The sequence below is a fragment of the Streptomyces sp. GL_148 genome (assembly GCF_057834205.1).
On sequence record NZ_CM174396.1, the window covers coordinates 3,970,185 to 3,983,967 of the forward strand.

At 72.0% G+C, this 13,783-nt stretch carries 14 protein-coding genes; 2 read left to right on the forward strand and 12 right to left on the reverse strand.

Annotation, left to right across the window (positions count from 1 at the left end; translation table 11 throughout):
• Nucleotides 1-23: 23 nt before the first annotated feature.
• The 3 genes from AC3IYI_RS18170 to AC3IYI_RS18180 form a co-directional block, all read right to left on the reverse strand.
• Nucleotides 24-1,091, reverse strand: a complete 1,068-nt coding sequence (locus AC3IYI_RS18170; RefSeq protein WP_489411176.1) for a Zn-dependent alcohol dehydrogenase — start codon at nt 1,089-1,091, stop codon at nt 24-26.
• Complete coding sequence (locus AC3IYI_RS18175; RefSeq protein ID WP_489411177.1) at nt 1,088-2,323, reverse strand: acyl-CoA dehydrogenase family protein; 1,236 nt, start codon at nt 2,321-2,323, stop codon at nt 1,088-1,090. Before AC3IYI_RS18175 ends, AC3IYI_RS18170 begins: the two co-directional genes overlap by 4 nt.
• 97 nt (nt 2,324-2,420) lie before the next feature.
• Nucleotides 2,421-3,341 carry an SDR family NAD(P)-dependent oxidoreductase gene (locus AC3IYI_RS18180; RefSeq protein WP_243339341.1) on the reverse strand — a complete coding sequence of 307 codons (921 nt, stop codon included), beginning with the start codon at nt 3,339-3,341 and terminating at the stop codon, nt 2,421-2,423.
• 120 nt (nt 3,342-3,461) lie between these two features.
• Between AC3IYI_RS18180 and AC3IYI_RS18185 the strand changes: the two genes are divergently transcribed.
• The gene (locus AC3IYI_RS18185) at nt 3,462-4,388 is read left to right on the forward strand and encodes a cyclase family protein (RefSeq protein ID WP_489411574.1); all 927 of its coding nucleotides are present in this window, start codon (nt 3,462-3,464) and stop codon (nt 4,386-4,388) included.
• A gap of 61 nt (nt 4,389-4,449) precedes the next feature.
• On the opposite strand, the gene AC3IYI_RS18190 is transcribed toward AC3IYI_RS18185, so the two are convergent.
• From AC3IYI_RS18190 to AC3IYI_RS18225, 8 genes are all read right to left on the reverse strand, one after another.
• Complete coding sequence (locus AC3IYI_RS18190; protein WP_489411178.1) at nt 4,450-4,698, reverse strand: hypothetical protein; 249 nt, start codon at nt 4,696-4,698, stop codon at nt 4,450-4,452.
• A 177-nt stretch (nt 4,699-4,875) separates the two neighbouring features.
• Nucleotides 4,876-5,571, reverse strand: a complete 696-nt coding sequence (locus tag AC3IYI_RS18195; RefSeq protein WP_489411179.1) for a hypothetical protein — start codon at nt 5,569-5,571, stop codon at nt 4,876-4,878.
• Nucleotides 5,572-5,697: 126 nt separating this feature from the next.
• A complete protein-coding gene (locus AC3IYI_RS18200; RefSeq protein ID WP_489411180.1) occupies nt 5,698-6,243 on the reverse strand; it encodes a hypothetical protein in 546 nt (181 codons plus the stop codon).
• The gene (locus tag AC3IYI_RS18205; protein WP_489411181.1) at nt 6,240-6,791 is read right to left on the reverse strand and encodes a SigE family RNA polymerase sigma factor; all 552 of its coding nucleotides are present in this window, start codon (nt 6,789-6,791) and stop codon (nt 6,240-6,242) included. Before AC3IYI_RS18205 ends, AC3IYI_RS18200 begins: the two co-directional genes overlap by 4 nt.
• Before the next feature lie 275 nt (nt 6,792-7,066).
• Nucleotides 7,067-7,537: an ATP-binding protein gene (locus AC3IYI_RS18210; protein ID WP_489411182.1), complete on the reverse strand. Its 471-nt coding sequence runs from the start codon at nt 7,535-7,537 to the stop codon at nt 7,067-7,069.
• 345 nt (nt 7,538-7,882) lie between these two features.
• Entirely contained in the window at nt 7,883-8,812 is a 930-nt protein-coding gene (locus AC3IYI_RS18215) for an acyl-CoA dehydrogenase family protein (RefSeq protein ID WP_489411183.1), read from the reverse strand.
• A 6-nt stretch (nt 8,813-8,818) separates the two neighbouring features.
• Complete coding sequence (locus AC3IYI_RS18220) at nt 8,819-9,973, reverse strand: acyl-CoA dehydrogenase (protein ID WP_489411184.1); 1,155 nt, start codon at nt 9,971-9,973, stop codon at nt 8,819-8,821.
• A gap of 5 nt (nt 9,974-9,978) precedes the next feature.
• Nucleotides 9,979-11,187 (reverse strand): amidohydrolase family protein, encoded by a 1,209-nt coding sequence (locus AC3IYI_RS18225; protein ID WP_250742735.1) that lies wholly within the window; start codon nt 11,185-11,187, stop codon nt 9,979-9,981.
• Between the two features lie 189 nt (nt 11,188-11,376).
• On the opposite strand from AC3IYI_RS18225, the gene AC3IYI_RS18230 reads away from it, so the two are divergent.
• Nucleotides 11,377-12,927: an AMP-binding protein gene (locus AC3IYI_RS18230; protein WP_489411185.1), complete on the forward strand. Its 1,551-nt coding sequence runs from the start codon at nt 11,377-11,379 to the stop codon at nt 12,925-12,927.
• 89 nt (nt 12,928-13,016) lie between these two features.
• Here AC3IYI_RS18230 and AC3IYI_RS18235 read toward each other — a convergent pair whose 3' ends face one another.
• Nucleotides 13,017-13,556: an EF-hand domain-containing protein gene (locus AC3IYI_RS18235; protein ID WP_489411186.1), complete on the reverse strand. Its 540-nt coding sequence runs from the start codon at nt 13,554-13,556 to the stop codon at nt 13,017-13,019.
• Between the last annotated feature and the right edge of the window lie 227 nt (nt 13,557-13,783).

The window sequence follows — 13,783 nt, forward strand, 5'->3', positions numbered from 1 at the left end:
CGGTTCCAGCGGAACCGGCGGGGTCAGAACGTGAGGACCCCCCGCGCCACCCGCCCGTGGTGGGCGTCGTCCACGGCCTTGGCGAAGTCCTCGACCGGGTAGACCTCCGTGACCAGCTCGTCGAGCAGCAGCTTGCCCTGCCGGTAGAGCTCCGCGTAGAGCGCGATGTCCCGCTGCGGGCGCGAGGACCCGTACCGGCAGCCCATGATCGTCTTGTCCAGGTACATGGACGAGACCTGGAAGGCCGCCTCCTCCGTGAAGCCGGGCACGCCCAGCAGGACCGCCTGTCCGTGCCGGTCCAGCAGGTCGATCGCCTGCCGGATCAGCTTCACGTTGCCCACGCACTCGAAGGCGTGGTCCGCGCCCGTGGGCAGGATCTCCTTCACGGCCGCCGAGGAGTCCGCCACCGCCGAGGCGTCGATGAAGTGCGTGGCGCCGAACTGAAGGGCCACCGCCTCCTTCGCCGGGTTCGCGTCGATCGCCACGATGGTGGTGGCGCCCGCGATCCGCGCGCCCTGGAGCACGTTGAGCCCGATGCCGCCGGTGCCGATGACCACCACCGTCTCGCCGCGGTCCACCTTGGCCCGGTTCAGGACGGCGCCCACGCCCGTCAGGACTCCGCAGCCGATCAGCGCGGCCGAGGTGAGCGGGATGTCCTGGGGGATCTTCACCGCCTGCACGGCCTTGACGATCGTCCGCTCCGCGAAGGCCGAGTTGGACGCGAACTGGAAGAGCGGCTTGCCGCCCCGCGAGAACGGCTGCCCCGGCATCCCGATCGCCTTGCGGCACATCGTCGGCCGCCCGCGGTCGCAGTCCGCGCACGCCCCGCAGTTGGCGAGCGTGGACAGCGAGACGTGGTCGCCGGGCGCCACGTGCGTGACCCCGGAACCGACCGCCTCCACCACGCCCGCGCCCTCGTGCCCGAGCACCACCGGCGGCGGGAACGGGATCGTCCCGTCGATCACCGACAGATCGCTGTGACACAGCCCGGCCGCCGCTATCGCGACCAGCACCTCCCCCGGCCCCGGGTCCCGGATCTCCAGATCGTCGACCACCTGGGCCTGCTTGCCGTCGAATACGACGCCTCTCAACTGGACTCCTTAGGCAGGCCGAGCACGCGCTCGGCGATGATGTTGCGCTGGATCTCGTCCGAGCCGCCGTAGATGGTGTCGGCGCGGGTGAACAGGAACAGCCGCTGCTCCTCGTCGAGTCCGAGTTCGTACGGGGTCCCCTGCGACCAGTGCCCCGGCCCGGCCGTGGCCACCGCGCCCCGCACCTCCACCGCCAGCTCCCCGAGCCGCCGGTGCCAGCCGCCCCACAGCAGCTTGGCCACGCTGGGCGCGCCGGGGTCGGAGCCCGCGCCGCCCGCGCCGCCAGCGGCGCCCAGCGTCCGCAGTGCGTTCCACCGCATCGTGCGCAGCTCGGCCCACTGCCGTACGAGGCGTTCGCGCAGGACGGAGTCGCCGGAGCCCGCGTCCACGTACGCCCGGACCACCCGCTCCAGTTCGGCCGCGAAGCCGATCTGCTGGACGAGCGTGGAGACCCCGCGCTCCAGCGCGAGCAGTCCCATGGCCACGGACCAGCCGTTGTCCTCCCCGCCCACCACCTCGGCGGCGACGGCCCCGTCGAAGAACACCTCGTTGAACTCGGAGGTCCCCGACATCTGCCGGATCGGCCGGACCTCGACCTTGCCCGGCTGGTCCATGCGGACCAGGAGGAAGGACAGCCCGCGGTGGCGCACGGACCCGGCCCCGGTGCGCGCCAGGACGAAGCACCAGTCCGCGTCCTGGGCGAGCGAGGTCCAGATCTTCTGCCCGGTGACCCGGTACAGGCCGTCGGCCGCGTCCCGTACCGCCGTCGTACGGATTCCCGCGAGGTCGGAGCCGGCGCCCGGTTCGGAGTACCCCTGGCACCACAGCTCCTCGCCGCGGGCGATGCCGGGGAGGAAGCGGGCCCGCTGCTCCGCGGAGCCGTAGGCGATCAGCGTCGGCGCGAGGAGGTTCTCGCCGATGTGGCCGACCCGGGCCGGGGCGCGCGCAGCCGCGTACTCCTCGGCCCACACCACCTGCCCGGTGAGGGAGAGCCGCCGGTTGCCGTACGCGCCTGCTTCTGCGTCACCCTCCCCCGTCTCCCAGCCCTGGCCGATCCAGCCGGCCCGCCCCAGCTCGCGCTCCCACGCACGCCGGATCTCGACTCCTTCGTGCTCGCTGCCGGGGCCACCGAGGCCGACGGCCTCCTCGTACGGCCCCGTGAGGTGCTCCGCCAGCCACTCACGGGCGTGGCCGCGCAACACCTCGTCCTCCTCGTCGAAGCCGAAGTCCATGCTCAGTGCCCCCTCGGGTCCTGTCCGGCCGCTGCAACCGGTCTCTCGCGCCGTGGCACGCGTACACACCCACCCACTGCGAACACCCGGCCAGGGGCTACGCGTTGGGGCGGTCCTTGGCGGCCGCCGCCTTGGCCATGGCTTCGAGCTGGGCGAGCATCGGCATCGGGTCGGTGCCGACGGTCCCGGGCAGGAAGTCGGCGATCTTCTCGGGGGTCCAGGAGCCCTCGGCGTAGCCGGCGCGCAGTTCGCGGGGCTGGGCCCAGACGGCGATCTTCGGGCCGGCGATCGTGTAGACCTGCCCGGTGATCTTCTCGCCGCCGACGGCCACGGCCTTGTCGGAGAGCAGGTAGGTCACGAGCGCCGCCACGTCCTCGGGCTCGCCGATCTCCTTGAGCTCCATCGGCACGTTGGCCGACATCCGGGTGCGCGCCACGGGCGCCACGGCGTTGGAGGTGACCCCGTACTTGGCCAGGCCCAGCGCGGCGGAGCGGACGAGCGAGATGATCCCGCCCTTGGCGGCGCTGTAGTTGGCCTGGGCCACCGAGCCCTGGTGGTTGCCGCTGGTGAAGCCGATCAGCGTGCCCGTGCCCTGGCGCCGCATGACGGCGGAGGCGGCGCGGAAGACGGTGAAAGTGCCCTTGAGGTGGGTGGCGACCACCGGGTCCCACTCCTCCTCGGACATGTTGAACAGCATCCGTTCGCGCAGGATGCCGGCGACGCACACGACTCCGTCGATGCGTCCGTACTGGGCGAGCGCCGTGTCGACTATGCGCTGGCCGCCCGCCATGGTCGAGATGTCGTCGGCGACGGCGACGGCCTCGCCGCCCGCGGCGACGATCTCCTTCACCACCGCTTCGGCGATCTCGCTGGTGGGCTCGTTGCCCTCCATCCCCACGCCGTAGTCGTTGACGACGACCCTGGCACCCTCGGCGGCCGCGGCGAGTGCCACGGCCCGCCCGATGCCCCGGCCGGCGCCTGTGACGGCGACGACTTTGCCTGCCAAGAAGTTCCCCACGTCCGGCCCCTTCCCGCGTTTTCTGACGGTCCGTTAGATTCTATGGGCAGTCGGATGCGCCAGCACAAGCCCCAGTTCGCTTCCACCGTTCATTTCCGCTTCGAGGAGCTGATGAGATCCATGGCCATGCCCGCCGAGTTCCACGACATCGCCAAGCGCGTCAACAACTGGGGCCGGTGGGGCGCCGACGACGAGATCGGCACCCTCAACCTCATCACCGACGAAGTCGTCCGCGCGGCCGCCGCCGAGATCCGCACCGGGCGCCGCATCCCCCTGGCCCTCCCCCTCAAGGAGGACGGGGTGCAGTCCGGCATGATCCCCGGCCGGATCAACCCGCTGCACACGATGGTGCAGATCAACCAGGAGCTCTTCGGCCCGGGCACGGTGGCGTGCAGCGACGACGCGGTGACCTTCGGACTCCAGGCCGGCACGCACTGGGACGCGCTCACGCACGTCTCGCACTCGGGGAAGATCTACAACGGCCGCCCGGCCGGCACCATCACGGCGCACGGCCGCGCCGAGTTCAGCGGCATCGACAAGGCCGGGCACATCGTCTCGCGCGGAGTGCTCCTCGACGTGGCCCGCGCCAAGGGCCAAGACCGGCTCCCCGGAGGCCACGCGGTCACCCCGGAGGACCTGCAGCAGGCGGAGGAGTTCGGCGGCGTCACCGTCCGCGCGGGCGACATCGTCCTGGTCCGCACCGGCCAGGTCCAGGTTTACCTGGCGGGCGACAAGCACGGCTACGGCTACCCGTCGCCCGGCCTGTCCGTCCGTACGCCCGAGTGGTTCCACGCGCGGGACGTGGCGGCCGTCGCGAACGACACCCTGACCTTCGAGATCTTCCCGCCGGAGATAGAGAACCTGTGGCTGCCGGTGCACGCCCTGGACCTGGTCGAGATGGGCATGCACCAGGGCCAGAACTGGAACCTCGAAAAGTTGTCCACAGCCTGTGCGGAAGAATCCCGCTACTCCTTCCTCCTCTCGGCCATGCCGGAACCCTTCGTCGGCGCGGTGGGCACCCCGGTGGCCCCGGTCGCCATCCTCTGAGGCGCCCGTCCGCCCCCGCTCCGGCGGGGCGGGGGGTCAGGCCGTTGGTTCGGGGTGGTGCTCAGCCGCTGCCGACCGCGTCATCGCAGGCGGGGCAGAGCCGGCTCTCGTCCTCCGCGGCGTACCACGGGGAACCGGGGTCTGAGGACGGCGTCCAGGAGGCCGCTTCCATGGCGAAGGTGTCCTTGCCGCAAAAGGTCCTCGGACCCGGGGCCGTGGCCATTCCCGGGGCAGCAGGCGCCGCATGCAGACGCAGGACGGACCGTTCCTCGTCACCCGACATTTCGTAGACCGCAAAAATCCCGCTCATACCTCGACGGTAGGCGGCTGCGGGGAAGCTCGCCCGGTCGACATACCGACCCGTGCGCGACGGACTCCGCGCCGAGTGGCGGGTCCGGCCCGTCGACTGCCTCCCGCTGGCCGTCGCGCACCGCCCGGGGCGGTGAAAAGGCGGTGGTCCGGGACCACCGCCCCTCGCGGCCCGCCGTCAGCCCTTGGCGCAGATCACGTCGTACGGGCGGCCCACCGCCATGGTCAGCCGCATCGGCTCGGTGGTCCCGGACGGGCACTCGGCCTTCGTCTTGACCAGGCCGAGCACCTTGTACGTGCCCGCTCCACCCGAGGCGCACGGCACTTCCTGCGCCTGGTCGGTCACGCAGTCGCCCTGCACCAGCTGGCCGCCGCCGGCGCCCGCGTCACCGGGGTGCTCGCCGGTCAGGTTGCGGCCGCAGACGGTGTTGGTGGGGATGCCGCCGGACTTCGCGGAGCCGTAGGAAATGCTCACCTGGATCATCAGGTCGGTACCGGGCGGGCACTGGATCGCGCCCGGCAGGATGCTGGCGTCCTTGATGTCGATCGCCTTGAAGGTGGCTCCGGACGCAGAGCACTTCTGCGGCCGGTAGCCGTCCGGCTTGTTGTCCGGGTCGGGGCCGCCGCAGTCGCCCACCGCCCACGTGCTCGACGTGTCGGAGGAGGACTCCGGGTTCCCGGGGTCCTTGGACGGCTCGGCGGACGCCGACGCGGAGGGGGAGGCCTTGGCGTCGCTCGTGTCGCCGTCCTTGCCGAGCCACTGGGAGGCTCCGTAGATGCCTGCGACGAGCAGCACGAGGACGAGGAAGCCGGGGAGTCTGCTCCCACGGCGCCTCGGGGCGGGCGGAGGCGTCACCTCGTACGGGTTTGCCATGCGCTCCTCCTGTGGTGAGGGTGGGTCTTCGGGGTGGGACGACGCGCCACGAACAGAGACACGTCATGAACACCTCATGGTTCCACGCGCACCGCGGGCACCCGACCCGGGGACGTACGCCAACGCTCAGCGGCAGGGCTCCGGTTCGACCGCCAAGGGGCGGAAGGTGACCGCGAGGTCCGGGCTACTGCGGACGAAGCGCGCCTCGACCTCCGAGACGAGCACCATCGTGCCCGCCGTGTACGGGTTCGTCCTGAGAGCCGCGTCCAGGGCCTCCTCGGGCACCTCCGGCTCGGCGCGCCACCAGCGGCCGCCGAACTTCGTGGACCGGATCCCGCAGTGCACGTACAGCGTGTGCGCGTACGGGACCCCGAGCGCCGGGTCGCTCTGAACGGCCGGCTCCGTCGCCTCATCCTGCCCGCTCGGCGGCCCCGCGGACGCGGCGGGCGGGGCCGGCATCCGGGCCCCGTCGCCCGACGACCACGACGGGGCCAGCACGGCCAGCACCGCGACGGCCGCCACCAGCCCGGCACCGGCCGCGCGCCGGCGCCTGCGGATACGGGCGGCCGCCCGGACGGCAGCCTGCGGCGTCGGCACCGCGACCGGCACCCCCGGCCGGTCGGCCAGCGCGTGCAGGGCGTGGCGCAGCTCTTCTTCGGGGAACCCGTTCACCGGACCTCCGCCTCACTCGTCTCGTAGTCGTGGCCCGGCCAGAGGTCCGGGTGGGCCCGCAAGCGGGTCAGCGCCCGCGCGGCCAGGCTGGTCACCGTGCCGTTCGGGCAGCCCAGGATCTCCGCCGTCTGCTCGACGGTCAGATCCTGGTAGTAGCGCAGCACCAGTACGGCCCGCTGGCGCCGCGGCAGGCCGAGCAGGGCGCGTTCGAGCAGGTCCGAGGCGGCGACCGCCTCGGCCGCGTCGGCGCCGAGACCGCCCGGGCCGCCCGGGCCGCCGGCGGAATCCGGCAGGGCCTCATGGGGAAGCTCGTGGTGCCAGCGCCTGCGGCGCCAGGTGCAGTAGGTGGTGACCATGACCTTGTGCGCGTAGCCGATCGGCGCGTCGTAGCGGCCCGCGCGGGCCCAGCGGTCGTACACCTTGGCCAGGGTCACCTGCACCAGGTCCTGCCCCAGATGCCAGTCGCCCGTCAGCAGCCGCGCGGTGCGGAGCAACGGGAGTCCCTGGGCCGCGACGAACTCCGCAAACGTTTCTTCGGATGGCTCCACCCGGCAACACCCCCTCACCCTCAAGACGACCCGGGGGTGCCATCGCATTGCACGACGGGGGCACGAACACGACGGAACACGACGGAGACGTCCACGGATTGGTTCCGCGGGTGGTTCTGCGGGTGGCGGCGGCGCGCATGCACGCCCCGAGCGCGGCACGGCGGCCGCCACCCCACGACCCGCACTCGTCAAGGCAGGACTGACCCTTGGCGTCCCCTCGCGACGAATCGTTCAACACAAGAGTGATCACCAGTTGACGAACCGTCAACACCTCGTTAGAGGTACACGCGCGGTTCCCGGATCGCGCCCTGGATTTCCGGCCCGCCCGGGGCGCTCTCCGCGACCCCCTCCGCGCTCTTCTCCGCGCGGTCGATCTCGCACCAGATCCGCTTCCCGGAGCCTTCGCGCTGCCAGCCCCAGCGGTCCGCCAGCCCGTCCACCAGCTCCAGTCCACGGCCGCCCGTATCGTCCCCGGCGGCCTGTCGCGGGGACGGCGCCCGGTCGCTCGCGTCCGCGACCTCCACCCGCACCCCCGGCTCCCCGAAGAGCATGCGCAGCACGGCCGGACAGCCGGTGTGCACGACGGCGTTGGTGACCAGCTCGGAGATCAGCAGGATCAGCGTCTCGGCGAGCGGCTCGTCATCCCCTATGCCGCAGCCCGCCAGCCGGGAACGGGCCCATCGGCGGGCCCGGCCGACCTCGGCGGGGTCCGGTCCTACCTCCAGCTGAACCTGAAGCACCTGCACCGCTCACACCATCCGAACCGGCGGACACTTCGCCTCGCGACAGGACGGGGTCACCGAGTGTGACCCCCTTGCGGAGCAGCATGGTTGACATACAGTCACCACAACAAGCGCTTCGGGCATATTCCAGCGTGAAGGAGTAGGCGTGGTGCATACTGTGCGGCGCTCGCGCCGCTCAACCGCTCGCATTCCCGGGAGCGTACCGGAGCGACCCCCCGGCTCCGGGGCGCAATGAGTCGGGCGAAGGACACAAACCGATATCAACTCTCCGTAATCGGACATGCGTCCCGCGCCGTCCCTCCCGCACCCCTCCGTCACAGCGAGCGAGCAATCGCGTCGGCGGCCTGGCTACTCCACCGCCGCCAGCAGCTCCGCCGCCAGTGCCTCCTCCGCCTGCGCCGCGGTCCGCCACTGCTCCGCCCGCACCCACGCCCGCTTCAGGTGCAGGTGTACGTCCGCCTCCCAGGTGAAGCCCATCCCGCCGTGCACCTGCAGACAGTCCCGGGCATTGCGCACGGCGGCCTCGTCGGCCAGCAGCTTGGCCCCGGCCACCTCCGCCGGATCGGCCGTCACCGCCGCCGCGTAGACGGCCGTACGGGCCACCTCCGCCCGCACCAGCATCTGCGCGCACAGGTGCTTGACCGCTTGGAACGCCCCGATCGGCTGCCCGAACTGCTCGCGCTCCTTGGCGTACCGCACCGCCAGTTCCACCGTGCGCAGTGCGCTGCCGAGCTGCAGCGCCGCCGTCAGCAGCGCCCCCGCGTCCCGGTACGCGCCGGACGCCACCGGCTCCCCCGGCAGCAGCACCCGCGCCAGCGGGGTCAGCGGGTCCGCGGAACGCACCGGCTCCCCCGCGTACACCTCGACCGGCTCCCCGTCCGCGCCGAGCACCGCGTCCGCCTCGCCGAGGTGGGCCACCAGCGGGCCCTCCAGGTCGAAGGCCGTCACCACCGCCTCCCCCTCCGCGGCCCCCGCGACCAGTCCGGCGGCCAGGTGGGTGGCGACCAGCGGTCCCGGCAGCAGTGCCCGCCCGGCCTCCTCGAAGACGAGGACGGCCTCCGGCATCCCGAGCCCGACCCCGCCCTCGTCCTCCGGGAGCCGCAGCGCGAAGAACCCGGCCTCGCCGAGCTCCCGCCACAGCTCACGGTCCACGGACCCACCGGTGGCGGCCGCCCGGTCGACCGAGGCGCGCAGCTCCTCGCGCCCGTACCGGCCCGCCAGGAGGTCCCGTACGCCCGCCCGCAGGTCCCGCTGGTCCTGCGTCGGCTGGAAGTCCACGGACGCTCACCTGCCCTTCGGAAGGCCGAGGATCCGCTCGGCCACGATGTTCTGCTGGATCTGCGAGGTGCCCGCCGCGATCGTGTACGAGAGCGAGGAGAGCCGGTCCAGGGTCCACTCCTCGTCCAGGGACAGGGACTGCGCGCCCAGCACCTCGGCGGCCGTGTCGTACAGCTCCTGGCGCGCGTGCGAGTACGCCAGCTTGAAGACGCTGCCGCCGATGCCGGGAACCCCGCCGGAGCGCTCCGACTCGCTGACGTTCCACTGGGTGAGCCGCCACAGGGCGCCGAACTCCCCGTACAGCCGGCCCAGCCGGCGCCGCAGCACCGGGTCGTCCCAGCGGCCGTTCGCCTTCGCGGTGCGCGCCAGCTCGCCCAGGGTGCGCCGGCAGGCGACGACCTCGCCGACGAAGGCGGTGCCGCGCTCGAAGGACAGGGTCACCATCGTGACCCGCCAGCCGTCGTTCTCCGCGCCGACCCGGTTGGCGACCGGGACCCGTACCTCGTCGAGGAACATCTCCGCGAACTCCGTGGACCCGGCCAGGGTGCGCAGCGGCCGGATCGTCACCCCGGGGGCGTCCATCGGCATGGCCAGCCAGGAGATCCCGCGGTGCTTGGGGGCTTCGGGATCGGTCCTGACCAGCAGCTCGCACCAGTCGGACACCTCCGCGTGCGAGGTCCATATCTTCGAGCCGGTGATCACGTACTCGTCGCCGTCGCGGACGGCGCGGGTGCGCAGCGAGGCCAGGTCGGAGCCCGCGTCCGGCTCGCTGAAGCCCTGGCACCACACCTCGTCGCCGCGCAGGACGGGCGGCAGCCAGCGCGCGCGCTGCTCCGCGGTGCCCTCGGCGGCGATGGTCGGGCCGGCGTGCAGCAGCCCGACGAAGTTCGCGCCGACGTACGGGGCCCCCGCGCGCTCGGTCTCCTCCAGGAAGATCAGGTGCTGCGTGGGGGTGGCCCCGCGGCCGCCCGCGTCCACCGGCCAGTGCAGTCCGGCGTACCCGGCGTCGTACAGCCTGCGCTGCCAGCCCGCGTCGTAGGCGCGGCGGCCCGGCCAGTCGTCGGGCGAGGGCTTGGGGGGCAGCCCGGGGAGCTCCTTGGCGAGCCAGGCCCGCAGCCGGGCCCTGAACTCCCGTTCCTCCTCGGTGTAGGTGAGGTCCACTGCGCCTACCGCCCCGTCCGCCGGTCCTTGTCGAAGTCAAGACCGAGCATACGGATGGCATTTCCGCGCATCAGCTTGTAGACGGTTTCCTCGTCGAGACCCTTGACGTGGTCGAGGGCGACCTCCTTGGTGTGCGGGAAGGTCGAGTCCACGTGCGGGTAGTCCGTCTCGAAGGTGGCGTTGTCGCGGCCGACGACGTCCAGCGAGGCGATTCCGTGCTTGTCGCGGAAGAAGCAGCAGAACATCTGCCGGTAGTAGTACGTGGACGGCGGCTCGGGGATCAGGTCCTTGACCCCGCCCCAGGCGCGGTGTTCCTGCCACACGTCGTCGGCGCGCTCCAGGGCGTACGGGATCCAGCCCATCTGGCCCTCGCTGTACGCCAGTTTCAGCGTCGGGAACTTGACGAGCACCCCGCTGAACAGGAAGTCCATCATCGAGGCCATGGCGTTGTTGAAGCTGAGCGCGGCCTGCACGGCGGGCGGTGCGTCGGGGGAGGCGGCGGGCATCTGGGAGCTGGACCCGATGTGCATGTTGACGACGGTGCCGGTCTCCTGGCAGACGGCGAAGAAGGGGTCCCAGTAGCCGGAGTGGATGGACGGCAGGCCGAGGTAGGTGGGGATCTCGGAGAAGGTCACGGCCCGCACCCCGCGCGCGGCGTTGCGGCGGATCTCGGCGACGGCCAGGTCGATGTCCCAGAGCGGGATGATGCAGAGCGGGATGAGGCGGCCGCCGCTGTCCCCGCACCACTCCTCGACCATCCAGTCGTTGTAGGCGCGCACGCAGGCCAGGGCGACCTCCTTGTCCTTCGCCTCGGCGAAGGTCTGCCCGCAGAAGCGCGGGAAGGTCGGGAAGCACAGGGAGGCCTCGACGTGGTTGAGGTCCATGTCGAGGAGGCGCGCCTTGGGGTCCCAGCAGCCGCGCCGCATCTCCTCGCGGGTGATGCCCTCCAGGGTCATCTCGTCGCGGTCGAAGCCGACGGCGGCGATGTTGCGCTTGTACGGGAACTTCAGGTCCTCGTAGATCCACCAGTCGGTGGGCGGGCCGTCGGGGTCCATGGTGATCACGTATTTGCCGCCGGTGTAGGCGAGTTCGCCGATGCCGGCGGTGAGCGCTTTGGGCCCGCGGTCGCGGTATTTGGCGGGCAGCCACACGTCGAACAGGTGGGCCGGTTCGATGACGTGGTCGTCGACGCTGATGATCCGAGGCAGTTCCATGATGTCCCCTCGCCGCATGCCGAATGGCTCCGTCGCTCCGATCCGCCGCTCCGGCGAATCTGATGGAGCGTCAGAAATCTGGAACCAAGCTAGCTCCCCACCTCTGGACCGACAAGCGTCCGCGCCCTACGCTCTGCGCTTGATCTGACTATCCGTCAGGTCATGTCGGCCAGGGGAGGTCGGTCCGGGATGACGGACAGCACCGCAGTCGAACTCAGCCGGTCCCGCACGCTCTGGGACCTGATCACCCGCCGGGCCGCCATGACCCCCGACGCACCCGTCCTCATCGAGGCCGCCGAGGATCCCGCCGACGACCGGCGCCTGACCTTCGCGGAGCTGCAGGGCCGCTCGGAGCAGGTCGCGGCCGGCCTGTACGGCATGGGCGTGCGCCCCGGCACGGTGGTCGCCTGGCAGCTCCCCACCCGCATCGAGACCGTGCTGCTCTCGGTGGCCCTCGCCCGGATCGGCGCCGTCCAGACGCCCGTCATCCCCTTCTACCGGGACCGCGAGGTCGGCTTCGCCCTGCGCGAGTCGAAGGCGGAGTTCTTCGCCGTCCCCGGTGTCTGGCGCGGCTTCGACCACACCGCGATGGCCCACCGCCTCGGCGCGCACAGCGTCTTCGAGGCCTACGAGTCCCTCCCCACCGGCGACCCGGCCGTGCTCCCCCCGCCCCCCGAAGAGGGCGTCGCCGTCCGGTGGATCTACTGGACCTCGGGCACCACCTCCGACCCCAAGGGCGTCCTGCACACGGACCGCTCCCTCATCGCGGGCGGCTCCTGCCTGGCCCACGCCCTGCACCTGTCACCGGACGACGTCGGCTCGATGGCCTTCCCGTTCGCCCACATCGCCGGCCCCGACTACACGGTGATGCTGCTGCTCTACGGGTTCCCGGCGGTCCTGTTCGAGAAGTTCGCGATGCCCGACGCCCTGGACGGGTACCGCCGCCACGGGGTCACCGTCGCCGGCGGCTCCACGGCCTTCTACTCGATGTTCCTCACCGAGCAGCGCAAGGACCCCTCCGCCAAGCTCATCCCCACCCTGCGCCTCCTCGCGGGCGGCGGCGCCCCCAAGCCCCCGGAGATCTACCACGCGGTCGTCCGCGAGCTGGGCTGCCAACTCACCCACGGCTACGGCATGACCGAAGTCCCCATGATCACGATGGGCGCCCCGGACGACACCGCGGAGAACCTCGCCACCACGGAGGGCCGGCCCCCCAAGGGCATGTCCATCCGCATCACGACCCCGGAGGGGACGCTCCTCCCGCCGGACACCGACGGGGAGGTCCGCCTGCGGGGCGAGGCGGTCTGCCAGGGGTACCTGGGCCGCGAGCAGAACACAGGCCTCTTCGACGCCGACGGCTACCTGATCACCGGCGACCTCGGCCACCTCACCAAGGACGGCTACCTGGTCCTGACGGGCCGCAGCAAGGACGTCATCATCCGCAAGGGCGAGAACATCTCGGCGAAGGAGATCGAGGACCTCCTCCACCAGCTCCCCGCCGTGGCCGACGTCGCCGTCATAGGCCTGCCGGACCCGGAACGCGGCGAACGCGTCTGCGCGGTCGTCGAACAGCCCCCGGGCGCGGCCCCGCTGACGCTGGCCGAGGTGACCGCGCACCTCCGCACGGAGGGCCTCTCCACCCACAAGCTCCCGGAACAGCTGGAACTGGTCGAGGCGCTTCCCCGCAACGACGCCCTGCGCAAGGTCCTCAAGTACAAACTCCGCGAGCGCTTCGCGTAGCGGGCGGGGGCGCGCCGGGGCTGCGGGGCTCCGGCCCCGCCACCCCGCTCCGGCCCCGCCATCCCGCTCCCGCCCCGCCCGGTCAGGGCCTACGCGTCCGGCGCCGCCACCCCGCAGTAGCCGGCGAAGGCCGCCAGGATCTCGTCCTCGGTGATGCGGCCGTCGCCGTCCGCGTCCAGGGCGGCCGCGACGGGGCCCGCCAGTTCCTCCGGGGTGCCCAGCACGCGCAGGACGCGCGCCGTCGCCGCCGGGGTCGCGCCGCCCGCGGCACCGCCGGCCGCCTCGCCGGCGGGGCTCGCCACCGCGATCACCGCCCGCAGGAACGGCCGCGCGATCTCCGCGAACCGGTGCGGGTTGTCCCGCAGCCGCTTCGCCGCGCCCGTGACGAACTCCTCGCGGGAGACCCGCTGGTCCCCGTCCACGTCCGCGATGCCCGCCATGCCCTGCCAGAAGGCCTCCGCGCCCGCGAACACGGCCTGCCCCTTGTCGGACCGGGCCGCCACGGCGAATTCGGCCAGGACCGCCTTGGCCGCCGTACTGAAGTCCTCCCGGTCGATATACCCGGACCCGTCCTGGTCGAAGGTGGCGAATCGGGCGGCGATCTTGCGCTCGTATTCTGCGCTGTCCATGTTCGGCGTTCCGCCTTCACGTGTGCAGTGGGGTCAGTTCAAGACAGGACAGGAGCGTAAGGCCTACGTGGCCTGCGCGTTAAGCGAAGCGGGCAAGGAGGTGGCCGCATCGAACCAGCGCACGAGGAGCGCGACGGGGCGCGTACACCTGTACCCACGTCTTTCTCAACAGCGGTGTCCGGACCGCACCTCCCCGTTCGCGCCGTGCGACGCCTCTATCACGGAGG